This window comes from Variovorax jilinensis, from assembly GCF_030316885.1.
Classification (GTDB): domain Bacteria; phylum Pseudomonadota; class Gammaproteobacteria; order Burkholderiales; family Burkholderiaceae_C; genus Variovorax; species Variovorax jilinensis.
This window is the reverse complement of sequence record NZ_JASZYQ010000002.1, coordinates 690050-716787: the sequence shown is the minus strand read 5'-3', so window position 1 is coordinate 716787 and position 26738 is coordinate 690050. Positions and strand designations below refer to the sequence as shown.

Below are 26738 nucleotides of genomic sequence, written 5' to 3'. Positions count from 1 at the left end.
GCGTACGGGCCCTATCGGCCCAGCGCGTTGATGTCGGCCATCTCCACCAATGGCGACGGAGCGCCGTGCTTGGCCACGGCCAGCATGGCGCGGCCGACCCGCTCGCTGGTCGTGATGCGGTCCGGCGCGATCCGGTGCATGAGGCCGAAGATCGGCGCCGCCACGACGTAGGCCAATCGGTAGAGCCCGGTCTTCGAGCGCACCGCGTGCATCGGCTGGATCATGCCGGGCCGGAACATGTAGGCGGCGCGGAAAGGCAGGCGCATCAGCGCGTTCTCGGTCGCACCCTTGACCCGCGCCCACATGCTGGCGCCGCGCTCGCTGCTGTCGGTGCCGGCACCGGTCACGTAGACGAAGGTCATCTGCGGACTCAGCGGCGCCAGCGTGCCCGCGATCGCGAGCGTGAGGTCGTAGGTGACGCGCCGATAGTCCTCTTCCTTCATGCCGACCGAGGACACGCCCAGGCAGAAGAAGCAGGCATCGAAATCCGCGAGCTGGTCGCGCACGGCCGACAGGTCGGCCAGGTCCGGCAGCACCAGGTCGCGCAGCTTCGGGTGGGTCTGGCCGCAGGGCTGCCGGCCCACGCACAGCACGCGGGTGACGTCGCCGTCGAGCAGGCATTCGCGCAGCACGCCCTGCCCCACCATGCCCGTGGCGCCGAAGATCAGGATTCTCATCGGTCGGGCTTTCGGTGGTGGGAGTGGATCAGCCGACCGTGAAGGTCTGCGGCTCGCGCGCCAGCGACGCGAGCAGGGTCGCCACCTCGGGCGCCGAGGGCTGTGCGGGCTGCAGCGCATCGAGCAGTCGCGACAGGGTCTCGGCATGCGGCAGCAGGGGGCCCAGGAAGCGGGTGCCGTCCGCGCCCGCGATCAGCAGTGTGGGGAAGGTCTCGACGTCGAAGTCGTCCGCGATCTCGGCGTGGTCCTCGATGTCGACCCAGGCGAAGCGCAGCTGCGGATGCGCGCGCGCCACCTGCTCGAACAGCGGGCGGTACTCGCGGCAGGCGCCGCACCATTCGGCGCACAGGCAGGCGACCCAGAGGCGGTCGTCGGCGACGCTGGCACTGCTGCTGGTGGAAAAATCGGTCACGGCGGGTCGGGGCATGTCGAACGGAGGATCGGCGCCATTATCGAGTCGCCAGCAGATCCTGCAGCGTGAGCGCCTCGAGCGGCCCGTCGCGCCACAGGGCCTGCAGCGGCGGCGTCTGAGGCATGAGCAGCTCGCGCAGCAGCGGCGCCAGCGCGGTGGCGGCCGGCTCGGCCAGCAGCACGTAGCGCGGATCGTCGTTGGCGCGCTCCTCGGCCAGCGGCGCGATCCAGTCGAGCGCCACCAGCGTCTCGAGCACCGGCGCCAGCTGCAGCGCGTCGACCCGCAGCCGCGCCACCAGTTCCGCCGCGCCGAGGCCGCCGGCCGGCGTCGAGCGCGCGGCGTGCAGCTGCTGCAGTGCCTCGGCCGCCAGCTGCAGCGGCCAGCCGGCCGCGCCGCCGCGGCGCGCCACGCCGGTCAGCAGGCTCGGCAGGTAGGCCGCGATGACCGCGCCGAACAGCACGATCAACCAGGCCACGTAGATCCAGACCAGCAGGATCGGCACGGTCGCGAAGGCACCGTAGAGCACCGAATAGGTGGGCACGAAGCTCAGGTAGTACGCCAGCACGCGCTTGGCGACCTCGATCGCCGCCGCGACGAAGACGCCACCGGCCAGCGCATGCGACCACTTCACGTGCGTGTTGGGCACGAAGCGGTAGAGCGATGCGACACCGCCTGCCAGCAGCAGGAACTCGAAGCTGTCGAAGAGGAACTTGACGATGGCGCTGCCGACCAGGTCGCGCGAGGCCGAGAAGAAGGACGCCGTGGTGCTCAGGCTCAGCGCCAGCACCAGCGGGCCGAGCGTGATCGCGGCCCAGTAGATGAGCACCCGCTGCGCCAGCGGCCGCGGCTTGCGCACGCGCCAGATGTTGTTGAGCGTCTTGTCCATCGTGAGGATCAGCGCCACGGCCGTCACCAGCAGCACGATCAGGCCGGCCACGCCGAGCCCGCTGGCCTTGCTCGCGAACTGGTTCAGGTAGCCGAGCACCTGGCGCGCGATGTTGTCGGGGATCAGGCTGTCGATCAGCCAGCGCTGCACCCGGCCCTGCATCTTGCTGAACATCGGGAACACGGTGAACAGCGCGGCCGCCACGGTGAAGAAGGGCACCAGCGCGATGGTGGTGGTGAAGGTCAGGCTGCTGGCCGTGAGGCCCAGGCGATCCTCGCGGAAGCGTTCCCGGAGCACCGCGGCGGTATTGCCCCAGGGAAAGTGCGAAAGATCCCTCCAGAGTTGCCGGCGATTCATGGCCGGTATCATGCCACCGGGTCTTTTCGCCGCTCCGGCGCAGCCCGCCCGCCCCAGCCCGCCTGCCCTGCCGTGACCGCGCCCCTTCCCGTCTCCGCCTCCGTTTCCGCCACCCGCTGGCTTGCCGTCGGCAGCCTGGTGGGGCTGATCGTGCTCGGCCTGGCCTGGGAGCTGTGGCTGGCACCGCTGCGTCCGGGCGGTTCCTGGCTGGCGCTCAAGGTGCTGCCGCTGGTGCTGCCGCTGGCGGGCCTGCTGAAGAACCGCATGTACACCTACCGCTGGGTCAGCCTGCTGGTCTGGCTCTATTTCACCGAAGGCGTGGTGCGCGCCTGGAGCGACACCTCTGGAACGGGCCGGCTGCTGGCGCTGATCCAGGTGCTGCTCTGCCTGGCGCTCTTCACGGCCTGTGCCCTGCACGTGCGGCTGCGGCTGCGCAATGCGGCGACCGCACGCACACTCGAAGGAGCGACGCCATGAGCGTTCTGTTGGATCGGCTGCGCGCCATCGTGGGCGAGGCGAACGTCCTCACCGAGGGCGACCTGGGCGCCTGGGAGCAGGACTGGCGCCGCCGTTCGCGCGGCAAGGCGCTGGCCGTGGTGCGGCCGGGCGACACGCGGCAGGTCGCGGAGGTGGTCCAGGCCTGCGCGGCAGCCGGCACCTCCATCGTGCCGCAGGGCGGCAACACCGGCCTCGCGGTCGGCTCGATCCCCGACGAGAGCGGCACCCAGGTGCTGCTGAGCCTGCAGCGCATGAACGCGATCCGCAGCATCGACGCCGCCAACCTCACGATGACGGTCGAGGCCGGCTGCGTGCTGCAGACGCTGCAGGAAGCCGCGCGCGAGGCCGGCTTCCTGTTCCCGCTGAGCCTGGCGGCCGAGGGCAGCTGCACCATCGGCGGCAACCTCGCGACCAACGCCGGCGGCACGCAGGTGGTGCGCTACGGCAACACGCGCGACCTCTGCCTCGGGCTCGAGGTCGTGACGCCGCAGGGCGAGGTCTGGGAAGGCACCAGCGGCCTGCGCAAGGACAACACCGGCTACGACCTGCGCGACCTGCTGATCGGCAGCGAAGGCACGCTGGGCGTCATCACGGCGGCCACCATGAAGCTCTACCCGCTGCCGGCCGCGCAGCTCACCGCATGGGCTGCGGTGCCCTCGCTCGAGCATGCGGTCACGCTGCTGGGACTCGCGCACCAGCGGCTCGGTGCCGGCCTGACCGGCTTCGAGGTCATGGGCAGGTTCGCGCTCGGCCTGGTGGCCAGGCACTTCCCGCAGTTGCGCGTGCCCTTCATCGACGATGCGGCCGTGCCCTGGTGCGTGCTGCTCGAGAATTCCGACAACGAATCCGAGGACCACGCCCGCGCGCGCTTCGAGGCACTGCTCGAGACCGCCTTCGAGGCCGGCTGCGTGAGCGACGCCGTGGTGGCCGAGAACCTCACGCAGGCGCACCAGCTCTGGCACATCCGCGAGAGCATCCCGCTCGCGCAGGCTGAGGAAGGGCTCAACATCAAGCACGACATCTCGATCGCGGTGTCGCGCATTCCGGCCTTCGTGGCCGCCGCCGATGCCCTGCTCGAGCGCGAGGTGCCGGGCGTGCGCCTCGTGAACTTCGGCCATCTCGGCGACGGCAACCTGCACTACAACGTGCAGGCCCCGGAGGGTGGCGACAGCCAGGCCTTCCTGCGAGAGCACGAGGACCGCATCAACACGCTGGTCTACGACACGGTGGAAGCATTCGACGGCTCGTTCTCGGCCGAACACGGCGTCGGCTCGCTCAAGGTCGACAAGCTCGAGAAGCACAAGTCGCCGGTCGCGCTCGGGATGATGCGCGCCATCAAGCGCGGGCTCGATCCGCAGAACATCCTGAATCCGGGTCGGGTGATCCGACTGGAGAAGACTCAACCATGAACCGCCCCATCCGCTCCCAATACGAAGACTTCATGCGCCACGTCGACCGCACCGGCGTGCAGAAGGGCGACCGCACCGGCACCGGCACCAAGAGCGTGTTCGGCTACCAGATGCGCTTCGACCTGAACGAAGGATTCCCGCTGGTGACGACCAAGAAGGTGCACCTGCGCTCCATCATCCAGGAACTGCTTTGGTTCCTGACCGGCTCCAGCGACAACAACTGGCTCAAGGAGCGCGGCGTCACGATCTGGGACGAGTGGGCGCGCGAAGACGGCGACCTCGGGCCGGTGTACGGCGTGCAGTGGCGCAGCTGGCCGACCCCCGATGGCGGCCACATCGACCAGATCGGGCAGGTGATCGACACGCTGCGCAGCAACCCCGATTCGCGCCGCATCATCGTGAGCGCCTGGAACGTGGCCGAGCTGTCGAAGATGGCACTGATGCCCTGCCATGCCTTCTTCCAGTTCTATGTCGCACCGCCGCAGGCGCCAGGCGGGCGCGGCAAGCTCAGCTGCCAGCTCTACCAGCGCAGCGCCGACATCTTCCTCGGCGTGCCGTTCAACATCGCGAGCTATGCGCTGCTCACGCACATGGTGGCGCAGCAGTGCGACCTCGATGTCGGCGACTTCATCTGGACCGGCGGCGACTGCCATATCTACAGCAACCACGCCGAGCAGGTCGCGCTGCAGCTGAGCCGCGCGCCGAGGCCCTACCCGACGCTGGTCATCAAGCGCCGGCCGGCATCGATCTTCGACTACCAGTACGAGGACTTCGAGGTCGAGGGCTACGACCCGCATCCGCCGATCAAGGCGCCCGTGGCGGTCTGACGCAATGCGCATCAACCTGATCCTCGCGCGGGCCTCGAACGGCGTGATCGGCCTCGAGGGCCGCATGCCCTGGCAGCTGCCCGAGGACATGGCCCACTTCAAGGCCCGCACGATGGGCGCGCCGGTGGTCATGGGGCGCAAGACCTGGGATTCGATCCCGCCGCGCTTCCGGCCGCTGCCAGGGCGCCGCAACATCGTGATCACGCGCAATGCCGGCTGGCAGGCGGAGGGCGCCGAGCGCGCCGCGAGTCTCCAGGCCGCCATCGCCCTGTGCCGCGACGCCGGCGCCGCCGAGTGCTGGGTGATGGGCGGCGGCCAGATCTACGCAGAGGCCGAGCCGATCGCACAGCGCGCGATCGTGACCGAGATCGCGCGCGATTTCGAGGGCGACGCCCAGGCGCCGGTGTTCGGCCCCGCATGGCGCGAGACCGCGCGCGACCCGCACGTGGCGCAGAACGGCCTGCCGTTCAGCTTCGTCACGCTCGAGCGCAACTGAGCGAGCGGCCGGTGCCGCCTGGCGCCCCGGTCAGCTGCAATTGACGATCTTGAATTCGACGCGGCGGTCGAGCGCGTCGACCGCGTCGTCGGTGCCGCTGCCGATGATGTTCTCGCGGAAGCCCCGGCCGCTGGTGGTGGTGCGATCGCCGAGCACGGCCTCCTCCACCGTGAGCCGCTGCCGGACGTAGCGCGCGCGCTGCAGCGAAAGCGAATCGTTGTAGGCCATCGGTCCGGTGTGGCTGGTGTGGCCCACGATGTTCATGCAGACCTTGGCATGGGCGCTGGCCTTGGCGATCTCGCGCAGCCACATCGCGTAGGGGCCGCTGATGCGCGGCTCGGACCAGAACACCGTGGTGCCGGGATTGAACAGGAACTTGACGCCGAGCTGCTGGTTCGCGATGCCGTAGGCGACGATCTTGCGGAAGGCCTGCTCGGCCTCGGCCGTGCGGCCGAGCTTGGCCGAGGTCAGGTAGAGGCCGTTGAGCACGCGCAGCTGCTCGCCGCTGGGCGTGCCGCCTGCCAGCGTGTATTGCTCCAGCGCATCCTGGTAGCGCTCGGCGTTGTAGAGCGCGGTGGCCTCGTTGATGACAGGCGCCGACGCGATGCGCTCCATGTAGTACGGGTCGGCCTTCTGGCCCGGCGGCGTGGCGGTGGTGCGGATGTAGCTTTCGATCACGAGGTCCTTGGTCGGAACCGGCGTGTCGCGGAAGTAGCGCAACGGCGTGTGATCCAGGCCCTGGTCGAGCGCCACGGCCGACGACTGCGCGACCACGGTGGCGCTGCTGAGTTCGGTCAGCGCAAGGTTGATCTTCATCGGGCCGTTCGGCTCGTTGACGGACATCCGTGTCATCGTGCCCGTGAGCAGGTAGCGCGCCTTGTCGAGGCTGTCCTTCTGGAACGGCAGGATCTCGATGCTGTCGAACTGGGTGTTCATGCGCTGTGTCACGCGCTGCTGCAGCTGCTGCGTGGCCGCCGTCTGCTGGGCGCTGCCGGCGTCGATCATCGGGTCGAGCACCACGGTGCGCCGGGCGCCGAAGCGGGCCGGGAACAGCGACTGCTTCTGGGTCTGCATGACCAGGGCGTCGGTGGCCTGGGCCACCGCCTCGTCGAAGGGCATCTCGGTGGTGGATGCCGAGGGCGGGGCCGGCGTGGCGCAACCCGCCAGGCCGAGCGCGAGCAGCACGCCAGCCGCACCCGCAAGTGTTCTGAGGCAGCGGACCAGGCTTGGGGTCATCGTCATTGGCATCCCTTTCGCAGCAAGGCGGCCTCGGCGGGACTCACGGGTCCGAGCGAGGCCTTCTGAAGGATTTCGGTACATCTGGCGTTGTGCATTGTCGCTTCGACCGGCGCGGCTGCCACCGGCGCTTCCACCGGGACGGCGGCAGCGGCGCGGGGCGGCGGTTCCGCCGCCGGGACGGCTGCGCGAGGCTCGCGCCGACGCGGGCGCGGATTCTCGACGCTCGCCACGGCCGCAGGCTGCGCGGCGGTGCGGCGCTCGGACCGCGCAAGCGGCGCAGCGGCAGGCGCGATGGCGATCGACGGTTCGGCGGCGGGCGCTTCCCCGGTCGGGCTTCCAAGCCCGGGCGGGGGCTCGGGATCGGCGGGCGGAGCCGATTCGGCAACCGGCATGGAGACCGTCGATGCCGGCGGATCGGGCACGACGGGCGATGGCGACTCGATGCGCGGAGCGGCCGCGGGCGCCACGGCCTGCAATGGCGCTGTCGCCGGTGCCGGGGCAGGTGTCGATGCCGATGCCGATGCCGGGGCGGGTGTCGGTGCCGATTCCGGTGTCGGTGCGGTCGCCCGTGCCGGTGCGGGCGCCCGCGCCGCTGCCGGCGCCGGTACCGGCGCAGGCGAAGGCGCTTGCGCCGGCGCCGCGAGCCTGGGCACCGCCGGCGACCGCGTATCGAACTGGCGCCAGGTCAGCACCACGAGCACGGCCAGCACCGCGACCACCGCGGCAGCCCACAGCCGGGGCCATGCGAAGGGCTCGGCGCGGCGCCGAATCGCATCGGGCGCCGTGTCGAGCGGCGGCCAGTTGGCCAGCGAGAGCGGCACGGGTGCAGACGCCACAGCCGCGGCACCGGCATCCGCAGCAGCGGCAGCAGCAGCGGCAGCCGTTTCGGATTCGGCTTGCGCGTCGGCCGCCGCCGACCGGGAAGCGGCACCGCCGCCACGCTCGCCGAGCAGCGCGCGGAACGCCCTCACGCTCTGCGGCCGCTGCGTCGGTTGCAACGCCATCGCGGCATCGACCGCCTGGAGGAATTGCGCGCTGTAACGCCCGGCCGCGGCCTCGGACAGCGGCTGCAGTCGATCGTCCATGAGCCGCTCGACCGACGGTATCGGCGAGCGTCCCGTGACCGCCCGGTAGACCACGCCCGCCAGCGCATACAGGTCGGTCCATGCGCCCTGCTGCATCGAGGCGACGTTGCCGTACTGCTCGATCGGCGCATAGCCCGGCTTGTAGAGCACGGTCGGCGCCGGTCCCATGCCCTCGATCACGTGCCGTGCCGCGCCAAGGTCGAGCAGCACCGGGCCGTGGCCGGTCAGCAGGATGTTGTCGGGCGCCACGTCGCGATGGAAGCAGTCCATCGCATGCATCGTGGCGAGCGCGTCGAGCAGCGGATGCAGCCAGCCGAGGATCTCGCTTTCCGACGGCGCGCGTCCGAGCGCGGCGAGCGACTGCGCGAGCGTCGGGCCGTCGTAGTAGGGCATCGCCATGTAGGCCGTGCCATAGCCTTCCCAGAATCTCAGCACCTTCACGAGGGCAGGATGATCGAAGCGCGCGAGCGTTCGCGCCTCGGCGAGGAAGCTGCGCATCCCGGCGCGAAAGCCATCGGCATGGCGCTGCGACCTGACCACCACGGCCGGCGAGGCAGTGGCGCGCGTGGCGAGCGTCGCCGGCAGGAACTCCTTGATCGCGACGTGGCGCTCGAGCACGTGGTCCCACGCCAGGTAGACGATGCCGAAGCCGCCCTCGCCGATCGTGCCGACGATCTCGTAGTCGAGCAGGCGCAGCCCCTCGGGCAGCGTGTGGGTGTCTCGGGGAAAGGTCGAGCGGTCGGGCAGCACCACCTCGGGCCGGCCGGCCGTCGGCGCCGTGCCGGGCACGGTGCGCAGGTCGAGCGTGATGACGGGGTTCATGATCGGGTGGCGCGACCACGGACCGCTTGCCCCCATCGGCCAAGCTGGCGGAAAGTCCTGCGAGTCGGCATTGCCATCACTCAGATCCCCTGTCGTCCGCGCACTCTACTGCGCGAAGGCCTGAAAGGCATTCCTCGGAAGCACTAGCCGAACGGACGCCCCGACGCGAAAGTAGACTGCGCGCTTGTGCCGCGCAAAGGCGCCTCGAACATCCGGCAACGCCATTCAACACTCAGAAGCAAACATGAAAATCGCCACCTGGAACGTCAACTCCCTCACCGCCCGGCTGCAGCACGTGCTTGACTGGCTGATCGCCAATCCGGTGGACATGCTGTGCCTGCAGGAGCTGAAGATGAGCGACGACAAGTTCCCGCTCGAGGTGCTGAAGTCGGCCGGCTACGACGCCGTGGCCTTCGGCCAGAAAACCTACAACGGCGTCGCGATCCTGAGCCTGGCGCCGGTGCGCGAGGTGGTGCGCAACATCGGCGGCTTCAGCGACGAGCACTCGCGCGTCATCAGCGCGACCATCGACACGCCGGGCGGCGAGCTGCGCATCGTCAACGGCTACTTCGTCAATGGCCAGGAGCCGGGCAGCGAGAAGTTCGCCTACAAGATGCGCTGGCTCGAGGCACTGCGCGATTACCTGCGCCAGGAACTGGCGTCCCATCCGCGGCTGGTGCTGCTGGGGGACTTCAACATCGTGCCCGAAGACCGCGACAGCTTCGATCCCGTGGGCCTGGCCGAGACCATCCATCACACGACCGCCGAACGCGATCACTTCAGGGACCTGCTGGGGCTGGGCCTGACCGACAGCTTCCGGCTCTTCGAGCAGCCCGAGAAGAGCTATTCGTGGTGGGACTACCGCATGCTCGGCTACCAGAAGAACCGCGGCCTGCGCATCGACCACATCCTGGTCAGCGCGCCGCTGGTGCCGCAGGTCGCAGGCTGCGTGATCGACCGCGTGCCGCGCAAGTGGGACAAGCCCAGCGACCACGCGCCGGTGATCCTGGAGCTCGCGCCATGAGGCCCGCGCTCGTCCTGGCGGCGGGCGCGATGGCGCTCAGCCTGGGGGCCTGCTCGCTGCTGCCGAAGGAAGAGAAGAAGGTCGACCGCGCGACCGCGGCGGCCGCGGAAGGCGCTCGCGACGACGGCCCATCGGACAAGGTCGCCAACGTGCGGCTCATCACGGCGCAGACGCCGGCCGTGAAGACCTACCGCAAGATCGGCGCGGCCTACATCTACAAGAAGTACCCCAAGCGCATCTACAAGGGCAAGATTCCGCCGCTCGTGTATGCCGTCGTCGTGACCGAGACCGACGTCGATGCCGACGGCAACGTCACGGGCGTGTACTTCAGCCGCACGCCGAGCCATGCGCCCGAGGTCGCGCCGATGATCGCCGAGCTGATCAAGGCCGCGTCGCCGCTGCCGCCTCCCGGCAAGATCGGCCCGCACACCTATGTCGACACCTGGCTGTGGGACAGGAGCGGGCAGTTCCAGCTCGACACCCTGACCCTGGGGCAACGCAGCCGCTGAGGCCGGTCAGGCCGGCGCGGGCCGGCCCAAGGCGGCCTGCGGCCCCTCGGGCAGCAGCGGCCACGTTCACTCCAGGCCGAGCTCCTGGATCTTGCGCGTGATCGTGTTGCGCCCGATGCCGAGCTTCTGCGCGGCCTCGATGCGACGCCCGCGCGTGCTGGCCAGCGCGGTGAGGATCAGCCGCGATTCGAAGCGGCGCGAAAGGGCATCCCAGACATCGTTGCGGCCCGCGGCCAGCATGGTCTGCGCCTCGAGCTCGAGGCCGCTCTCCCAGGCCAGCGTCGCCGCGGCATCCGGTGTTGCGGCGGCCGCCACCGCGGGCGCCAGCGACACCGCAGCGCCGACGACGACCGGCTCGCGATGGTGGTCGACCTGCGGAGCACCGGCCTGGATTGCCGCGGGGGCCGCGGCCTGCACCACGGCTGCGGTCGCCATCACCTCGGGCGGCAGGTCCTTGGTTTCGATCAGCTGGGCCGGCGCCATCACCGTCAGCCAATGGCAGATGTTCTCGAGCTGGCGCACGTTGCCCGGGAAGCCGAAGGTCGCGAGCTGCGCCAGCGCCGCATCGGAGATGCGCTTGGGCTCCACGCCGAGCTGCTTCGCACTCTGCTGCAGGAAGTGCCGCGTGAGCGCCGGCACGTCCTCGCCGCGCTCGCGCAGTGCGGGCAGCCGCAGGCGGATCACGTTGAGCCGGTGGAACAGGTCTTCGCGGAAGCCGCCGAGCTTCACGCGCTGCTCGAGGTCCTGGTGGGTGGCGGCGATCACGCGCACGTTGGCCTTGACCGAGTTGTGGCCGCCGACGCGGTAGAAGTGGCCATCGCTCAGCACGCGCAGCAGGCGCGTCTGCAGGTCGAAGGGCATGTCGCCGATCTCGTCGAGGAACAGCGTGCCGCCCTCGGCCTGTTCGAAGCGGCCGCGGCGCATGGTCTGCGCGCCCGTGAAGGCGCCGCGCTCGTGGCCGAACAGTTCGCTCTCCAGCAGGTCCTTGGGGATCGCCGCCGTGTTGATCGCCACGAAGGGGCCGGTGGCGCGCGGCGAATGCTTGTGCAGCGCGCGCGCGACCAGTTCCTTGCCGGAACCCGACTCGCCCGTGATGAGCACCGTGACATTGCTTTGCGACAGCCTGCCGATGGCGCGGAAGACGTCCTGCATCGCAGGCGCCTGGCCCAGCATCTCGGGCGCCGCCACCATGCGTTCCTCGGCCACTTCCTCGCGCTGGCTCTCGTCGACCGCGCGCCGGATCAGTTCGACCGCACGGGGCAGGTCGAAGGGCTTCGGCAGGTACTCGAAGGCGCCGCCCTGGAAGGCCGACACCGCGCTGTCGAGATCGGAGAAGGCGGTCATGATGATGACCGGCAGGCCCGGGTGCCGCGCCTTGATCTTGTCGAGCAGATCGAGGCCCGAGCCACCGGGCATGCGGATGTCGCTCACGAGCACCTGGGGGCCCTGCGTGTCGTCGTCGGCGGCTGCGTCGAGCGCGGCGAGCACCTCGCGCGTATTGGTGAAGCTACGGGTCGGCAGGTCTTCGCGCAGCAGCGCTTTTTCCAGCACGAAGCGGATTGATTGGTCATCATCCACTATCCAGATCGGCTTCATGCAGCTCCTTGTTGCTTGGCTGCTAGGGCAGCGGTATCAGTATCTTGAAATCGGTCCGGCCCGGGACGCTGTCGCACTCGATCACGCCGTGATGTTGCTGCACGAAGGTTTGTGCAAGCGTCAGCCCCAGTCCCGTCCCGCCATCCCTGCCCGACACCAGCGGGTAAAAAATGCGGTCCTTGATCGCGTCCGGCACGCCCGGTCCGTTGTCGATCACATGCAATTCCAGTGCCAGTCGATACCACTGCTTGTTGAAGATGACCTGCCGCGCGATGCGGGTCCTGAAAGTGATCTGCGCATCGCCTGCGGCGCGGCGCTCGGCGAGCGCCTGCGCGGCGTTGTGGACGATGTTGAGCGTGGCCTGGATCAGCTGCTCGCGGTCGCCGCGGAACTCGGGAATGGAGACATCGAAATCGCGCTCGATGTGCAGGTCCCGCGGGAACTCGGCCAGGATCACCGAACGCACGCGTTCGCAGACCTCGTGAATATTGACGTCACCGACTACATGCGGCCGCCGGTGCGGCGCCAGCAGCCGGTCGACCAGCGTCTGCAGCCGGTCGGCTTCATGGATGATGACCTGCGTGTACTCGATCAGGTCGCGCGACTCGACCTCCATCTGCAGCAGCTGCGCCGCACCGCGGATGCCGCCGAGCGGGTTCTTGATCTCGTGCGCGAGGTTGCGGATCAGTTCCTTGTTGGCCTGCGCCTGGTCGAGCAGGCGTTCCTCGCGGTCCTGACGCACCTGCTGCTCGAGCGGCGTCATCTCGATGATCAGCTCGCCGGGCTTCTCGCCCTGCGCCAGCGTGACCTGGACCGGCATCAGCTCGTGGTTCACGCGCCGCAGCAGCGCCTCGTAGCGCAGGGTCGCGAAGTCGTTGCTGCGGGCGCCATCGATCGCGGTGCGCAGCACCTGCGGCTCGTGGAAGCAGGCCCCGAATTGCGAGCCTTCGAGCGTGCGGCGCGAGGTGCCGAGGGCGTCTTCGAGACCGGAGTTGGCGAACAGCACGGCACCGTCGAACCTGACGACGGCAATCAGCGTCGACAGCTGGTCGAAAGCCTGGAAGCGCCTGCCCGGTCCGGCCGATTTTCCGAAGGCCATCCGCTTCAGCGGTTGGCCACCGGCAGGCGACCGATCTCGCGCTGCAGGCCCGCGATGTCCGCCTCGTTGCGCGCGATCTCGGCCTTCATGTCGGACACCCGGTCGAGGTACTTCTGGTAGTTCTTGCTTTCGCTGCCCTGCTTCTCGGGCTCGCCGTTGTTGTACTCGCGTTGCAGCTGGGACTGGCGCTCCTGCGCCTTGCGCAGTTCGGCCTCGAGCACGGAGCGGGCCTCGCCGTCGCGCGAGCGCTGGTCGGCGCCGTCGACCTTCGGGCTGCCGGCCGGCGAGCGTGCCGCCGAGGCGGCGCCGCTGCCACTGCTGGAGGGAGCGGCCGAAGCCACCGGGCGGCTTCCCTGCACGATGGTCAGGTTGCCGCCTTCCATGATCTTGCAGCCGCGCTGCTGGGCCACGGTGGCGTTGTTCGTGTATTCGTTGCCGCAGCGCCAGACGCGCTCTTGCTGCGCCTGGGCCTGGACGTGCACGCCGGCCGCCGAGAAGGCAGTCAGCAGGAAAACGGAGAAGGTCTTCATGGTCTTGGGTGGATGCGCCGCAAACCGGCATTTTCATGCAATTCGAAACAGATACGGCGCGGGGGTTCCCCTTCAACGAAAAAGGACGGCGCGCAGCCGTCCTTTTTTAACGCTCCGGGCAGGTGCCCGGATCGCGCTCGCTCAGAGCGAGTAGTACATGTCGAATTCGACCGGATGTGCCGCCATGCGGAAGCGCGTGACTTCCTGCATCTTGAGGTCGATGTAGGCGTCGATGTACGAATCGGTGAACACGCCACCCTTGGTCAGGAAGGCACGGTCCTTGTCGAGGTACTCGAGCGCCTGGTCGAGGCTGTGGCAGACGGTCGGGATCAGCGCGTCTTCTTCCGGCGGCAGGTGGTACAGGTCCTTGCTGGCGGCTTCGCCCGGATGGATCTTGTTTTCCACGCCATCGAGGCCGGCCATCAGCAGCGCCGCGAAGCCCAGGTACGGGTTCATCAGCGGATCCGGGAAGCGCGCTTCGACGCGGCGGCCCTTCGGGTTGGCCACGAACGGGATGCGGATCGAGGCCGAGCGGTTCTTGGCCGAGTAGGCCAGCTTGACCGGGGCTTCGAAGCCGGGCACCAGGCGCTTGTAGCTGTTGGTGCCGGGGTTCGTGATGGCGTTCAGCGCGCGGGCGTGCTTGATGATGCCGCCGATGTAGTGCAGCGCGAAGTCGCTCAGGCCGGCGTAGCCGTCGCCTGCGAACAGGTTCTTGCCGTCCTTCCAGACCGACTGGTGCACGTGCATGCCCGAACCGTTGTCGCCGACGATCGGCTTCGGCATGAAGGTGGCGGTCTTGCCGTAGGCGTGGGCCACGTTGTGGATCACGTACTTCTGCAGCTGGACCCAGTCGGCGCGCTCGATCAGCGTGCTGAACTTGGTGCCGAGTTCCATCTGGCCGGCGTTGGCCACTTCATGGTGATGCACTTCGACCGGGATGCCGAGCGATTCGAGCACCAGGCACATTTCCGAGCGCATGTCCTGGAAGCTGTCGACCGGGGGCACGGGGAAGTAACCGCCCTTGACCGACGGACGGTGGCCGGTGTTGCCGTGCTCGAATTCCTTGCCGGTGTTCCATGCGGCTTCTTCCGATTCGATCTTCACGAAGCAGCCAGACATGTCGTTGGCCCAGCGCACGCCGTCGAAGACGAAGAATTCGGGTTCCGGTCCGAAGTAGGCGGTGTCGCCCAGGCCCGATGCCTTCATGTAGGCCTCGGCGCGCTTGGCCAGCGAGCGCGGATCGCGTTCGTAGGGCTTGCCGTCCGAGGGGTCGACCACGTCGCAGGTCAGGATCATCGTCGTCTCTTCGAAGAAGGGATCGATGTTGGCCGTGTTCGGGTCGGGCATGAGCTGCATGTCCGAGGCTTCGATGCCCTTCCAACCAGCGATCGACGAGCCGTCGAAGGCGTGACCCGACGTGAACTTGTCTTCGTCGAAATGCGAAACCGGCACGGTCACGTGCTGTTCCTTGCCGCGGGTATCGGTGAAGCGGAAATCGACGAACTTGACCTCGTTTTCCTTCACGAGTTTGAGTACGTCGGCGACGGTCTTTGCCATCAGGTTCTCCTTGGAATGGACTGGGGTTGGAAGTACAGGAAACGGGGAATGCAGTTTCTATGCCATTGTCACTTCGATGCCGCAGGGATTGGGCCTGCGGGCGAAGCCCAAAACGATGCGAGTTGTAACCATATTGGTGCGCAAAAATTCAACGCACCATTTCGGGGCCCAGCTTCGCTTCAAAGCCGTGCAGGCCGGCGATCAGCTGGGCATACGCGGCATCGACATGGCGCGCGTCGCCCTTCACGCCGAGCTCGATATGGCGTCCGTGCTGCGGATGGTCGACGCTCGGCAGGCTGAACACCTTGATGCCCTGGTGGTCGCGCTCGATCGCCTCCATCAGGGGTGTCAGCGTGGCTTCCATGGCACCGTAGACGATCACCGATTTCTCGGCCGCGCTGCCGGGCGCGAACAGTCCGGCATAGCGGCCGTCGAGCACCCATTCGATCATCGGCCAGGCCATCACGGGGAAGCCCGGCACGAAGTGCACGTCGCCGACGCTGAAGCCCGGGATCTTGTTGTAGCCGTTGGGAATGATGCGCGCGCCGAGCGGGAACACACCCATGTTGAGGCGGTGGACGTTGTCGGGGCGGTCGGGTTCGTAGACCGTGCCCTGCTCGCGCGCGGTGTCCTGCATGCGTTCGCGGATCAGCGCCTCGGCTTCGGGATGCAGCGCCAGCGGCACGCCGAGCGCGGCGGCCGCGCACTGGCGCGTGTGGTCGTCGGGCGTGGCGCCGATGCCGCCGGTCGAGAACACGATGTCGCCCGAGGCGAAGGCGCGTCCGAGCGCCGCCGAGATGCGCAGCGGCACGTCGCCCACGTATTCGGCCCAACCGAGTTCGAGGCCGCGCGCGGCGAGCAACTCGATGACCTTGGGCATGTGCTTGTCGACGCGCTTGCCCGACAGGATCTCGTCGCCGACGATGATCAACCCGATGTTTCGATTCATGGTGAAACCTCCGCGCTTCGCGCTACGGCAATCGCCTTGGGAGCGGCCCTGCGGCTCATGGTGAAACCTCCGCGCTTCGCGCTACGGCAATCGCCTTGGGAGCGGCCCTGCAGCTCATGGCGCACCCCATTGGCTGGCGACCGCGCCGGCATCGACCGGCGCGCCCGCGGATGACGAAAGCGCCGCCGCCGCGCGCTGGGCCCGCAGCCGGGCCAGTGCATCGAGGCAGTAGTGGGCGAACCACAGCGCCGAGAAGGCGAACACCAGCGTGTAGATCCAGATCGCGAGCGGCGCCAGCACGAAGAAGGCGGCCGCGAACAGCAGGCCCGAGGCCCAGACGATGCTGGGCGCCGCGCCCAGGTAGCCGCACAGCACGCCGATCCCGAGCAGGGGCAGCCTGTGGGCCCGCAGCACCGCGCTGCGCTCTTCGGCGCTGGCATGGTCGGCCAGCGCATCGAAGCTCATCACGCGGTAGGTCAGCCAGCCCCAGATCAGCGGCGGCAAGATCAGCACCAGCGGGGGGATCAGCCACAGCGGCATCGACACCACGAGCGCCAGCAGCGCGAGCACCGTGAGGCCGATCGAGCGCGCCATGCTGCCGAAGAAGGAGGCGCCCTTCTTGTGTTCGAGCATCGGGAAGCGCCGCTCGGCCACCAGCCGCGTGAGCGCGGGCGCCATCACGCCCGCCACCACCAGCAGCGACACCACGACGATCAGCGGGGTGGCCGCGAAGACCACCACCAGCGGCGCCAGCGCAGACGTCACGTCACCCGGAAAGAAGCGGCCGATCCAGCCCCAGAAGCTGGCCAGCAGCGGCCAGGCGTCGAGTGACGTGCGGGTCCAGGCCACGGCGGCGTCCCAGTAGAAATAGCCCAGCACCGTCGCCAGCAGCACCATGAGGCCCAGCGGCAGCAGCGACAGCACGATCACCCGCGGGTGCAGGCAATAGGCGACCGAGCGCCAGAAGGAATCGAGAAGAAGACGCATCGTCGCCGAGGATACCGCCCCCGGATGAACAGGTGGCTTCAACCCCGGCCGGCGAGCCGTTTCAGTCCGCGCCACTGCTGCGACCAGAAACCTCCGCCGTAGTCGCGCAGGCGGCCGTCGGCATCGGGCTCGACCTGGTCGCGAATGCCGGTCGGGTCGTAGCGCCGCTCGAAGTTCACGGTGCGGAAGAGCATGTCCCACCACGGCAGCAGCACGCCGAAGTTGTGGCCGCCGAGCGTCCTCGGGCCCGCCGACTCGTGGCCGATGCCGATGCTGTGGTGCACGCGATGAAAGCGCGGGCTGATCCACAGCCGCTCGCCGATGGCGCCGAAGCCGAGCCGCAGGTTGGCATGCTGCAGGCTCTCGCTGAGCTGCGTGAAGGCGACGATCGCGATGAACTGCCCGGGCGCGACGCCGATCAGCTGCGCCACGAGCACGATGATCGCGTCGTGGATCAGGTCGTCGAGCAGGTGGTTGCGGTTGTCGCTCCACATGGTCATCTGACGCTGCGAATGGTGCAGCGAATGCAGCGCCCACCACCAGTTGAAGCGATGCTGGCCGCGGTGGATCAGGTATTCGACGAAATCTATCACGACCAGATAGATCGCGAAGGCGATCCATGGCACGTCGGTCACGCCGGGCCAGAGCTGGTCCAGGTGCAGCGTGCCCCAGCCGTCCGCGCGCGCCATGCCCAGCAGGTCGTCGAACAGCGGCTGCACCGCGAAGAAGAGCCCGAGCCGGAACAGCCCCAGGCGGTGGATCAGCGTGTAGAGGATGTCGGTGCGGATCGCCCGCCGGTCGACCACCGGCTCGACCGGCCGCCAGCGCTGCAGCGGTCCGATGACGATCAGCAGGATCGCGATCTGGATCAGCCCGACCAGCAGCCAGCCCGTGGCGTCGAAGGCGTCCTCGACCCAGCCACCCAGGCCGACCGCGTACACCGCCGGCTGCACCACGGCCTCGAAGAGCCATTGCTGCAGGTTCGCGAATTGATCGGTGAGCCAGTCCATCGACGTGCGATCGGGGCGCTGCCCGAAGGTTCAGGAATTGCGCCGCTTCAGGGATGGGCCGCGATCCACTCGCGGTAGGCCGGATGCTGGCGCAGCGTCTCGAAGCAGAAACCCTTCTCCTTGAGGCCCACGATCAGCGGCTCCAGGTCGGCCGGTGCCCAAGGGTCCTTGCGCGACCAGATGCCCAGGTGCGCGAGCAGGATGTCGCCCGACTGGATCTTCTCGAGCGCCTGCGCGAGCAGCAGTTCGTTGCTGAACTTCTCGCTCGGGAGTTCGTCGCCCAGGAAGCCCGCGGGCGCCCAGGCAACGTGCGCGTAGCCGCAGGCCCTGGCTGCCGCGAGCAGCTTCGGCGAGGTCTTGCCGCCCGGGGCGCGGAACAGCGGCAGCGGCTTCTTGCCTGTGATGTGCTGCAGGCGGTCCGAGGCCTTGGCCACGTTGGCGCAGTAGGTGGCAGCGTCCCAGGTGAACTCGCGGTTGGCGAAGGCACCGGCGGAAGGCCGGATGCGAAAGCGCGGCTCGACGCCCTTGACGTCGCCGCGCCAGTAGGCGTGGTCGTAGGTGTGCGAGGCGAATTCGTGGCCCTCGGCCGCCCTCGCCTTCCACCACGGCGCCCAGTGGTTGTCGAGGCTGTCGCCATCGGTCTGGGTGCGCTCGGCGGCCGCGAAGAAGGTCACGCGCACGTCATGGCGCTTGAGCACGTCCGCCACAAGCGGCGCGACGCCCATGTGGCCGGTATCGAAGGTCAGGTAGACCGGCTTGGCGCAGGCCTGGGCCAGCGCACTGCCCGAAACGAAGGCGCTGGCGGCGAACAGTGCTGCAACACGCCTCCAGGCTGGCGCCGGGCCGCTCCAAGGCGGCCTGCGGCCTCCTCGGGGGGCAGCGACCCACACGCAGTGGGGGAGCGTGAAGGCCTCAGCTCTTCGCATGATCGAGCGTCCAGACGCCGTGCGGCGAGCGCCCGACATTGACCTGCCGCACCACCTTGCCGCTCGCGAGGTCGACCACGCTGAGCTTCTTGGCCCAGCGCGAGGTCACGTAGAGCGTCTTGCCGTCGGCCGAGACTTCCATGCAGTCGGGGCCTCCGGGCACGGCGTAGGTGTTGGTGACCTGCAGCGTGCGCAGGTCGATGCGGCTGATCGTGTTGGCGACGCGGTTGCTCACGAACACGCTGCGGCCGCCATCGCCGGCCGCACGGAAGGCATGCGCGCCCTTGCCGGTCGGGATCTTGCCCACCACCTTGGGTTGCGCGCCCGCGACGTCGAACACCTGCACGCCGTCGCTGCCGGTCAGGCCGACCAGCAGCGTCTTGCCCTCGTGGATGCCGAAGATGTCGGCCGGCATCGGCCCCGTGGGCGTGCGCCAGCGGATGGTCTGCGACGGCAGGTCGACAGCGATCAGCTCGTCGCTGTCCTGCATCGAGACATAGGCCGTGGTGCTCTTGCCATCGATCCAGATGTGGCTCGGCGTCTTGCCGGTCGGGATCCGCTTCACCAGCTTGGGCTCCTTGCCGTCCCAGCGGTAGATGTCGACGTGGTTGAGCCGGTTGCCCGCGGTCACGAACCACTTCATGTCGGGCGAGAAGCGCAGGTGATAGGGATCGATGATTCCGTAGACCACGCGCTGCACCTGGGCCGTGCGCGGGTCGAGGAAGGTCAGCGAATCGCCGGCCGAGTTGGCGACGATCAGCGATTGCTCGTCGGGCGTCAGGTAGAGGTGATGCGGTTCCTTGCCGGTCGGGATGCGGGTCTTCTCGGTCCAGCCCGTGGGGTCGATGACGCTCACGGTCGCATCGAGGGAATTGAGGACGAAGACCGGAGGTGCCTCGGCGGCCTGTGCCGCCAGCGACGCGCACACGAGGAAAAGGGCCGCGAGGCGGCCCGTCAGCGATGATTTGGAGCGCAAGGGAAGGATTCCGGACGAAGACGTCGAATCTTAACGGCCCACCCCGACCTTTGGCTGACCGGAACGCGCGTTGCGCAACGCCTCGACCTCGTCGGTGGCCAGCCAGCGCCACTGCCCCGGCGCCAGCCCGTCCGACAGCGACAGGCCGCCGATGCGCGAGCGATGCAGCGCCTCGACCCGGTTGCCGACCGCGGCCAGCATGCGCTTGACCTGGTGGTACTTGCCCTCGGTCAGGGTCAGGCTCAGCTGCAATTCGCCGGTGGCCTCGCAGGCTGCGGCGCGCACCGGCTTCGGATCGTCATCGAGCACCACGCCCGCCAGCAGGCGCTCGACCTGTCCGGCATCGACCGGGTGCTTGGTAGTGACCTCGTAGACCTTGGGCACGTGGTGCTTGGGCGAGCCCATGCGGTGGATGAACTGGCCATCGTCGGTGAGCAGCAGCAGGCCGGTCGTGTCCTGGTCGAGGCGGCCGATCGCCTGCACGCCCTGCACCGCGCCCTTGTTCGGGCGCAGCCGCAACGGCGACGGCAGCAGCGTATAGATGCTCGGATAGGTCGACGGCTTCTGCGAGCACTCGGTGCCGGCCGGCTTGTGCAGCATCAGGTAGGCCTTCTCGTGGTACTCCCAGGCCGTGCCCTGCACTGTGAACCGCAGCGTGTCGCCGGTGGTGTCGAAATCGGCGCCGGGATCGGTCTGCGGCCGTCCCTCGACCGTCACGAAGCCCTGCTGGATCAGCCCCGCGCAGACGCGGCGCGTGCCGAAGCCCTGGGTATAGAGAATTTCCTCGAGATGCATTCTTCAGTAGCCGAGCGCGAGGCCCGTGTTGCGGCGCGGATCGTTGGCGCCATAGAACCGGTTGCTGCCGACCGGCTTGCCGCCGAGCGACGGCGCGCCGACGATGATAGCGGCCACATGATTGGCAGGCTGCGGATCGCCGAGCTTGTGGCCCATGTCGACCAGGATCTTGCGGGTGTCGGGCGAGAGCGCGAAGACCTCGACGTTGGTCACGTCGGGCAGCCACTGCTGGTGAAAGCGCGGCGCATCCACCGCCTCCTGCACGTTCATGCCGTAGTCGACCACGTTGAGAATGCCGTGCAGAACAGCGGTCACGATGCGGCTGCCGCCCGGCGTGCCGAGCACCAGCACCGGCTGCCCGTCCTTGGTCACGATGGTCGGGCTCATCGAGCTCAGCGGCCGCTTGCCGGGGGCGATTGCGTTGGCTTCGCCCTGCACCAGACCGTACATGTTCGGCACGCCGACCAGCGAGGTGAAGTCGTCCATCTCGTTGTTGAGCAGCACGCCGGTGCCCGCAGCCGTGACCTTGGCCCCGAACCAGTCGTTGAGCGTGTAGGTCACCGCCACCGCATTGCCCCACTGGTCGATGATCGAATAGTGCGTGGTGTTGCTGCCTTCATGCGGCGCCACGCCGGGCTTGATATCGCTCGAGACGCCGGCCTTCTGGGGATCGATCACGCCGCGGATCTTCGCGGCATAGCCCTTGTCGAGCAGGCGGTCGAGAGGGTTCTTCACGAAGTCGGGATCGCCCAGGTAGTTGTTGCGGTCGACGTAGGCATGCCGCATGGCCTCGATCTGGTAGTGCACGCCCTGGGCCGAGCGATAGCCCAGCTCCTTGAGCGGATAGCCTTCGAGGATATTGAGCATCTCGCACAGCACCACGCCGCCCGAGCTCGGCGGCGGCGCCGAGATCACCCGAAAGCCGCGGTAGCTGCACTCGATCGGCAGCAGCTCGCGCGTGCGGTAGTCGTCGAGGTCCTGCTGCGTGATGAGCCCGCGGCCGGTCTGGCTCGACACCACGATCGCGTTGCCAACCGGTCCTCGGTAGAAACCGTCGGAGCCGTGCCGCGCGATCGCCTTCAGGGTCCTGGCCAGATCCTTCTGCACCAGCTTCTGGCCGACTGCGAAAGGCGCGCCCTTGTTCAGGAAGATCGCCGCCGAGGCCGGATCGGCGGCGAAGGCCGCAGTGGCGGTCGCCAGCATGTCGACATCGCCCTGCTCCAGCACGAAGCCGCGCTCGGCCAGCGCGATGGCCGGCGCGAGCAGCGCGCCGCGCTTCATCGTGCCGTACTGCTCGCGCGCGCGCTCCAGGCCCGACACCGTGCCCGGCACCGCAACTGCGAGATGGCCCACCGTGCTGAGCCCCGGCACCACCTTGCCGTCCTTGCCCACGTACATGTCGGCGCGCGCCGCCAGCGGCGCCTTCTCGCGGAAGTCCAGGAAGGTCTTGCGACCATCGGCCAGCTGGACGGTCATGAACCCGCCACCTCCCAGGTTGCCGGCCGCCGGATACACCACCGCGAGCGCATAGCCCACAGCCACCGCCGCATCGATTGCATTGCCGCCGCGCTTGAGCACGTTGACGCCGATCTGCGTCGCCAGGTGCTGCGCGCTCACGACCATGCCGTTCTCGGCCGCGACCGGCGCCTGCGACGCGGCCCGCGCGTGCAGGCCTGCGCAGGCGACGACCGCGGCCACGCCGAGCCGCAGCAGCTTCGTCCACTGGATGGTTTGCATCATCGATTCTTTCTGTGGAAGCCCGGGCACCTCAGCCCGCAAGCAATGCCTTGCGCCGCAAGTCGCGCAATGCGAACCCTACCTGCTGCCGCGCGAACGCCAGCAGCGCATCCTCGTCGGTCAGCGGCTTGTCGTCACGGATCAGGCGCAGGCGCCCGGCCGTTGCCTCGCCGGCCAGGTGGCGCGCGAGGTCGTCGTGAGAATGCCGGCCGTCCAGCAGCGGCAGCAGCACGCGCTCGAGCGGCGACAGCGCGACCGGCTCGTGCCATTGGTTGGTCACGGTCGCCGACGGCCCCGCGCTGAGCGCCACGGCGCGCGCCGTACGCAGCGCGGCCGGCGCTTCGGGCAGGGCAGACACGGTGGCCGCCACGCGCGGCGGCGAGCGGCGGATGCGGACGGCGCCGAGGATCAGCAGTTCCTCGAGCATCGCGAGCACCGGCGCCTCGAGCGCCGTCCGGCTCTCGCCGGTGCGGGCCGCGACTTCGGCCAGCAGCGCATCGACCTTCATCGTGGCCGGGAAGATCTCCTCGAGCGCCAGCGCCACCGCGCGGTGCACGGGCAGGCGCAGCACGAGGCTCTGGCCGCCCGGCGTGCGGCAGGCCTGCCCGCCGCCCGTCATCGCGAGCGGACTGCCGTCCTCGGCCGCGAAACTGCCCGCGAAGTCGAGCCCGCGAATGCGTTCGAGATCGAGCCGCCAGCGGATGCCGGGAGCCCGTTCGCGCTTCACGAGCAGCGACTGGCGGTGCGTGCGGTCGACCAGGAAGTCGAGCGTCTGCTCCATCATGATCTGGCTCGCGCCGCATTCGCGCATCAGCGATTCGCGCAGTCGCTCGCCGTGGTTGCGAGCGAACATGGTCTGCGGCTCGGCATCGGCCAGGTAGGTCAGCCCTTCGGCGTCCGCACGCGCGACGAATTCCTTGAAGTAGCACGGCGCATGCGCCGGCTGCAGGAACTCCTGCAGCAGCCAGTCGCTGCTCGCGCCGCGCACCAGCGGCAGGTTGGCTTCGAGCGCGCGCTTGAGCACGCTGCCCGCGGGCGCGTGGCGATCGAGGAAGTCGAGCATGCCTCGCGCATAGGCGAGCTTCTCGTCGGGCTCGTCGCGCGGAGCTCCGCGCAGGTTCATGGCGTCGCGCACGATCTCGCGCGACTTCCAGCCCGGATAGACCTTGTAGCTCACGAAGGCGACGCCGTCGGGCGCCAGGTTGCGCGCGCAGACCCGCAGGATCGCCTGTTGCACCGCGGGCGCGACGCCGCTGTAGACGTCGTGGCAGACGATGTAGTCGAACTCGCCGAAGGCGGCATCGATATCCTCGATGGCGATCGCGCGCAATTCGATGTTCATGAGCCGCGCCCGGGCGATCAGCCCGGCGCCCGCCCGCAGCCGCGCCGGATCCGGATCGATACCGACCGCGCGCGCCTGCGGATGACGCGCCGCGAAGGGGATCAGGTTGTCGCCCCCGCCGCAGCCCAGTTCGAGCACGCGGGCCCCGGCCGGCGACGGCGCGTCGAGGCCGAACAGGAAGGCCAGCGCCTGGAGATGCTCGACGCTGGCCAGCGGGAAGGCGCGCGGGGCTTCCGCCCCGGCATCGCGGGGAACTGTCGCTGTCGTCGTGGTCGAAGAATGCATGGGCCTTTCGCGCATCGCTGTCGCGGTGGATTGGAGCGCAGAAACGGCGGCGATGCAAAACGCGCCCGCAGGCTGCCTCGAACGAACAAAACCCCCAGGGGGTTGCCCGCCCTGGGGGTTTGGTGGTTTGGTGGAGCTGGGGGGATTTGAACCCCCGTCCGCAAGCCTTCTTCGCGCAGATCTACATGTTTAGCGATCTGATTTGAGTCTCGCCACCGGTGTCGCGCAGTCGCACGCTACACCGGCCGCCAGCACCCTATTTTCTCGTCCCGACCCAAGGTACCCGGATCAGGACCAGCCCATGTAGATTATCTTTGCAGCCGGGAGGCGCCGGATTGCTCCGTCACCCCCTTGCCCAGCCCATCGGCCTGCTGTTGCAAAGCTCACCGGCAATTAAGCGGCGAGTGCGAAACGTTCGTCGTTTGCAGTTAGTTTGTTTGAATCTGTTTTACGAGCGCATTCAGCTCGACATGCACCGCTGCGATTCCGAACCCACGTCGAAACCAGTGCAGCCCCAAGCGCTCCATTTTAGGCCTGTTCGAGCAACTGCAAGAGCGCCATGGGCGAATCGATCGCCGCATCGGCGTCCCAGCGCGCCACTTCGGCCCTCTCGCCCATGTAGCCGTAGCTGGCAGCCACCGTCCGCATGCCGGCTGCACGGCCTGCCTGGATGTCGCGTTCGTCGTCACCGACGTAGATGCATCGCCCGGCCGGCACGCCAATGCGACGCGCCGCCTCGCGCAGCGGCTCCGGATGGGGCTTGGCATGCGGCGTGGTGTCGCCGCTCACGATCGCGCCGGCACTCGCGAACAGCGGCATCGCCGCCGTGAGCGGCAGCGTGAAGCGCTCCGGCTTGTTGGTCACCACGCCCCAGCGCAGGCCGCGCGCATTCAGGGCCTCGATCAGCTCGGCAACGCCGTCGAAGGCGCGCGTGTGGGTCAGCATGCGCGTTTCGTACTTGACGAAGAACTCCTCCCGCAGTAGGTCGAAACCGTCCGAATCCGGCGTGATGCCGAAGGCCACGCCGAGCATGCCGCGGGCACCCGCACCGGCCATCGGGCGATAGCGCGCCAGCGGCAACGAGGCCAGGCCGCGCTCGGTGCGCATCTGGTCGGCGGCGGCGCCGAGGTCGGGGGCGCTGTCGATCAGCGTGCCGTCGAGGTCGAACAGGACGGCATCGGTGGGCGACGGCCTCACGATCCGGCCACCGGCTTGTGCGTCGCGAACATGTAGTTCACGCTGGTGTCGCCGCTGAGCCAGTAGCGCCGGGTCAGCGGGTTGTGCTCGAGGCCCCGCGTGAAGCGCAGGTCGAGGCCGGCGGCACGGCAATGGGCGGCCAGTTCGCTGGGACGGATCAGCTTCTGGTATTCGTGCGTGCCGCGCGGCAGCATGCCGAGGACGTACTCGGCACCCACGATCGCGAGCATGAACGCCTTCAGGTTCCGGTTGATGGTAGAGAAGAAGACCCAGCCGCCGGGCTTCACGAGATCGGCGCAGGCCTTGACGACCGAGCCCGGTTCAGGCACGTGTTCGAGCATTTCCATGCAGGTGACGATATCGAAGCTCCCCGGCTGCTCGGCCGCCAGCGCCTCGGCGCTGACCGAACGGTACTTCACGCCGCGCGTGCCCGCCTCGAGCGCATGCAACTGCGCCACTTTCAGCGCCTTGTCGGCCAGGTCGATGCCCAGCACCTCGGCGCCCTTGCGCGCCATCGAGTCGGCCAGGATGCCGCCGCCGCATCCGATGTCGAGCACCTTGCGGCCGGACAGGGAGGAGATGCCGTCGATCCAGTCGAGGCGCAGCGGATTGATTTCGTGCAATGGTCGGAATTCGCTTTCGAGATCCCACCAGCGGTGCGCGAGTTCTGAGAATTTGGCGAGTTCTGCCGGATCGGCATTCACGGTATCTGTCATGCAGCGATTATGAAACGTCGCGAATTGGAAAGCCGCGCGCCGAGGCGGCTGCGCGGCCATAAAAAAACCCCGCCGAGGCGGGGTTCTTGTCAGCGGTCCTTGCGGATCACTTGTTGGGGCGCGTGCCGACCACTTCGATTTCCACGCGACGGTTCTTGGCGCGGCCTTCGGCGGTGCGGTTGTCGGCGATCGGCTGGCTCTTGCCCTTGCCTTCGGTGTAGATGCGGTTCTTCTCGATGCCCTTGGACACGAGATAGGCCTTCACGGCTTCAGCGCGGCGAACCGACAGCTTCTGGTTGTACGCAACGGTACCGATCCAGTCGGTGTGACCCACGGCGATGATGACTTCCAGGTTCAGGTCCTTGATCTTCGACACCAGGTCGTCGAGCTTGGCGCGGCCTTCGGGCTTCAGGACAGACTTGTCGAAGTCGAAGAAGGTGTCAGCAGCGAAGGTGACCTTCGAAGCGGCCACTGCCGGAGGAGCCGGGGGAACCGGAGCCGGAGCAGGAGCAGCAGCCACGGGAGCGGCGGGAACCAGAGCACCGTCGCAACCAGCGGCAGCCGTTGCGGGCGTCCAGTTGGCATCGCGCCAGCACAGTTCGTTGGTGCCGTTCTTCCAGACCAGTTCGCCAGTGCCGTTCTGCCAGTTGTCGATGACCGGGCCGCCATTCGCAGCGGTGACACGGGTCTGCGCGCCGGCGGCAGTGGCGAGCGCAGCGACTGCAAACATCATCGCCACTTTATTCAGTTTCTTCATGGTTCTCCTCTTGGGGAAAAAGCCGCAGCCGCGCTGCG

Annotated in this window: 26 protein-coding genes and 1 other RNA gene; 6 read left to right on the top strand and 21 right to left on the bottom strand. The window is 68.4% G+C overall.

Translation table 11 applies throughout. The features are described 5' to 3' along the window. Positions 1 to 11: 11 nt before the first annotated feature. From QTH87_RS10520 to QTH87_RS10510, 3 genes are read right to left on the bottom strand one after another with little or no spacing between them, the layout of a single operon-like run. Entirely contained in the window at positions 12 to 677 is a 666-nt protein-coding gene (locus QTH87_RS10520) for an NAD-dependent epimerase/dehydratase family protein (RefSeq protein ID WP_286608853.1), read from the bottom strand. 28 nt (positions 678 to 705) lie between these two features. Further along, positions 706 to 1104 (bottom strand): thioredoxin family protein, encoded by a 399-nt coding sequence (locus QTH87_RS10515; RefSeq protein ID WP_286608852.1) that lies wholly within the window; start codon positions 1102 to 1104, stop codon positions 706 to 708. A 22-nt stretch (positions 1105 to 1126) separates the two neighbouring features. After that, entirely contained in the window at positions 1127 to 2344 is a 1218-nt protein-coding gene (locus QTH87_RS10510) for a YihY family inner membrane protein (RefSeq protein WP_286608851.1), read from the bottom strand. 60 nt (positions 2345 to 2404) lie between these two features. Here QTH87_RS10510 and QTH87_RS10505 point away from each other — a divergent pair, with 60 nt between their 5' ends. From QTH87_RS10505 to QTH87_RS10490, 4 genes are read left to right on the top strand one after another with little or no spacing between them, the layout of a single operon-like run. After that, the gene (locus QTH87_RS10505; RefSeq protein ID WP_286608850.1) at positions 2405 to 2809 is read left to right on the top strand and encodes a DUF2069 domain-containing protein; all 405 of its coding nucleotides are present in this window, start codon (positions 2405 to 2407) and stop codon (positions 2807 to 2809) included. Continuing rightward, positions 2806 to 4239 carry an FAD-binding oxidoreductase gene (locus QTH87_RS10500; protein ID WP_286608849.1) on the top strand — a complete coding sequence of 478 codons (1434 nt, stop codon included), beginning with the start codon at positions 2806 to 2808 and terminating at the stop codon, positions 4237 to 4239. The genes QTH87_RS10505 and QTH87_RS10500 overlap by 4 nt, the downstream gene beginning before the upstream one ends. Further along, positions 4236 to 5066: a thymidylate synthase gene (locus QTH87_RS10495; protein ID WP_286608848.1), complete on the top strand. Its 831-nt coding sequence runs from the start codon at positions 4236 to 4238 to the stop codon at positions 5064 to 5066. Before QTH87_RS10500 ends, QTH87_RS10495 begins: the two co-directional genes overlap by 4 nt. A gap of 4 nt (positions 5067 to 5070) precedes the next feature. After that, on the top strand, positions 5071 to 5562 hold the full coding sequence (locus QTH87_RS10490; RefSeq protein WP_286608847.1) for a dihydrofolate reductase: 492 nt from the start codon (positions 5071 to 5073) through the stop codon (positions 5560 to 5562). A gap of 30 nt (positions 5563 to 5592) precedes the next feature. Here the strand turns inward: QTH87_RS10490 and QTH87_RS10485 are convergent, their stop codons facing one another. Together QTH87_RS10485 and QTH87_RS10480 are read right to left on the bottom strand one after the other, a co-directional pair. Next, complete coding sequence (locus QTH87_RS10485; RefSeq protein WP_286608846.1) at positions 5593 to 6804, bottom strand: OmpA family protein; 1212 nt, start codon at positions 6802 to 6804, stop codon at positions 5593 to 5595. Then, the gene (locus tag QTH87_RS10480) at positions 6801 to 8708 is read right to left on the bottom strand and encodes a serine/threonine-protein kinase (RefSeq protein ID WP_286608845.1); all 1908 of its coding nucleotides are present in this window, start codon (positions 8706 to 8708) and stop codon (positions 6801 to 6803) included. The genes QTH87_RS10485 and QTH87_RS10480 overlap by 4 nt, the downstream gene beginning before the upstream one ends. Positions 8709 to 8952: 244 nt before the next feature. Here QTH87_RS10480 and xth point away from each other — a divergent pair, with 244 nt between their 5' ends. Next, a complete protein-coding gene (gene xth / locus QTH87_RS10475) occupies positions 8953 to 9732 on the top strand; it encodes an exodeoxyribonuclease III (RefSeq protein WP_286608844.1) in 780 nt (259 codons plus the stop codon). Beyond that, entirely contained in the window at positions 9729 to 10241 is a 513-nt protein-coding gene (locus QTH87_RS10470; RefSeq protein ID WP_286608843.1) for a hypothetical protein, read from the top strand. Before xth ends, QTH87_RS10470 begins: the two co-directional genes overlap by 4 nt. Before the next feature lie 66 nt (positions 10242 to 10307). Here QTH87_RS10470 and ntrC read toward each other — a convergent pair whose 3' ends face one another. The 16 genes from ntrC to ompA form a co-directional block, all read right to left on the bottom strand. Beyond that, positions 10308 to 11837 (bottom strand): nitrogen regulation protein NR(I), encoded by a 1530-nt coding sequence (gene ntrC / locus QTH87_RS10465; RefSeq protein WP_286608842.1) that lies wholly within the window; start codon positions 11835 to 11837, stop codon positions 10308 to 10310. 22 nt (positions 11838 to 11859) lie between these two features. Further along, complete coding sequence (gene glnL / locus QTH87_RS10460; RefSeq protein ID WP_286608841.1) at positions 11860 to 12936, bottom strand: nitrogen regulation protein NR(II); 1077 nt, start codon at positions 12934 to 12936, stop codon at positions 11860 to 11862. Between the two features lie 5 nt (positions 12937 to 12941). Beyond that, positions 12942 to 13466 carry a hypothetical protein gene (locus QTH87_RS10455; RefSeq protein ID WP_286608840.1) on the bottom strand — a complete coding sequence of 175 codons (525 nt, stop codon included), beginning with the start codon at positions 13464 to 13466 and terminating at the stop codon, positions 12942 to 12944. Positions 13467 to 13607: 141 nt separating this feature from the next. Continuing rightward, positions 13608 to 15023, bottom strand: a complete 1416-nt coding sequence (gene glnA, locus QTH87_RS10450; RefSeq protein WP_286608839.1) for a type I glutamate--ammonia ligase — start codon at positions 15021 to 15023, stop codon at positions 13608 to 13610. Positions 15024 to 15171: 148 nt separating this feature from the next. Next, positions 15172 to 15972 carry a competence/damage-inducible protein A gene (locus tag QTH87_RS10445; protein ID WP_286608838.1) on the bottom strand — a complete coding sequence of 267 codons (801 nt, stop codon included), beginning with the start codon at positions 15970 to 15972 and terminating at the stop codon, positions 15172 to 15174. 114 nt (positions 15973 to 16086) lie between these two features. Continuing rightward, positions 16087 to 16959, bottom strand: a complete 873-nt coding sequence (locus tag QTH87_RS10440; protein ID WP_286608837.1) for an EI24 domain-containing protein — start codon at positions 16957 to 16959, stop codon at positions 16087 to 16089. 38 nt (positions 16960 to 16997) lie between these two features. Then, positions 16998 to 17969, bottom strand: a complete 972-nt coding sequence (locus QTH87_RS10435) for a sterol desaturase family protein (RefSeq protein ID WP_286608836.1) — start codon at positions 17967 to 17969, stop codon at positions 16998 to 17000. 47 nt (positions 17970 to 18016) lie between these two features. Continuing rightward, positions 18017 to 18895, bottom strand: coding sequence for a polysaccharide deacetylase family protein (locus QTH87_RS10430; RefSeq protein WP_286608835.1), 879 nt, complete (start codon positions 18893 to 18895; stop codon positions 18017 to 18019). Then, the gene (locus tag QTH87_RS10425; protein WP_444812766.1) at positions 18882 to 19871 is read right to left on the bottom strand and encodes a YncE family protein; all 990 of its coding nucleotides are present in this window, start codon (positions 19869 to 19871) and stop codon (positions 18882 to 18884) included. The genes QTH87_RS10430 and QTH87_RS10425 overlap by 14 nt, the downstream gene beginning before the upstream one ends. Positions 19872 to 19901: 30 nt before the next feature. Beyond that, positions 19902 to 20666, bottom strand: coding sequence for a pseudouridine synthase (locus QTH87_RS10420; RefSeq protein WP_286608834.1), 765 nt, complete (start codon positions 20664 to 20666; stop codon positions 19902 to 19904). Positions 20667 to 20669: 3 nt separating this feature from the next. After that, entirely contained in the window at positions 20670 to 22403 is a 1734-nt protein-coding gene (gene ggt, locus QTH87_RS10415; protein WP_286609067.1) for a gamma-glutamyltransferase, read from the bottom strand. 31 nt (positions 22404 to 22434) lie between these two features. Continuing rightward, positions 22435 to 24030, bottom strand: coding sequence for a class I SAM-dependent methyltransferase (locus QTH87_RS10410; RefSeq protein WP_286608833.1), 1596 nt, complete (start codon positions 24028 to 24030; stop codon positions 22435 to 22437). A 128-nt stretch (positions 24031 to 24158) separates the two neighbouring features. Continuing rightward, positions 24159 to 24546, bottom strand: a transfer-messenger RNA (tmRNA) gene (gene ssrA / locus QTH87_RS10405). A gap of 12 nt (positions 24547 to 24558) precedes the next feature. Beyond that, a complete protein-coding gene (gene gph, locus QTH87_RS10400; protein WP_286608832.1) occupies positions 24559 to 25227 on the bottom strand; it encodes a phosphoglycolate phosphatase in 669 nt (222 codons plus the stop codon). Next, the gene (gene ubiG, locus QTH87_RS10395) at positions 25224 to 25943 is read right to left on the bottom strand and encodes a bifunctional 2-polyprenyl-6-hydroxyphenol methylase/3-demethylubiquinol 3-O-methyltransferase UbiG (protein ID WP_286609066.1); all 720 of its coding nucleotides are present in this window, start codon (positions 25941 to 25943) and stop codon (positions 25224 to 25226) included. The genes gph and ubiG overlap by 4 nt, the downstream gene beginning before the upstream one ends. A gap of 106 nt (positions 25944 to 26049) precedes the next feature. Continuing rightward, positions 26050 to 26700 (bottom strand): outer membrane protein OmpA, encoded by a 651-nt coding sequence (gene ompA / locus QTH87_RS10390; protein ID WP_286608831.1) that lies wholly within the window; start codon positions 26698 to 26700, stop codon positions 26050 to 26052. Between the last annotated feature and the right edge of the window lie 38 nt (positions 26701 to 26738).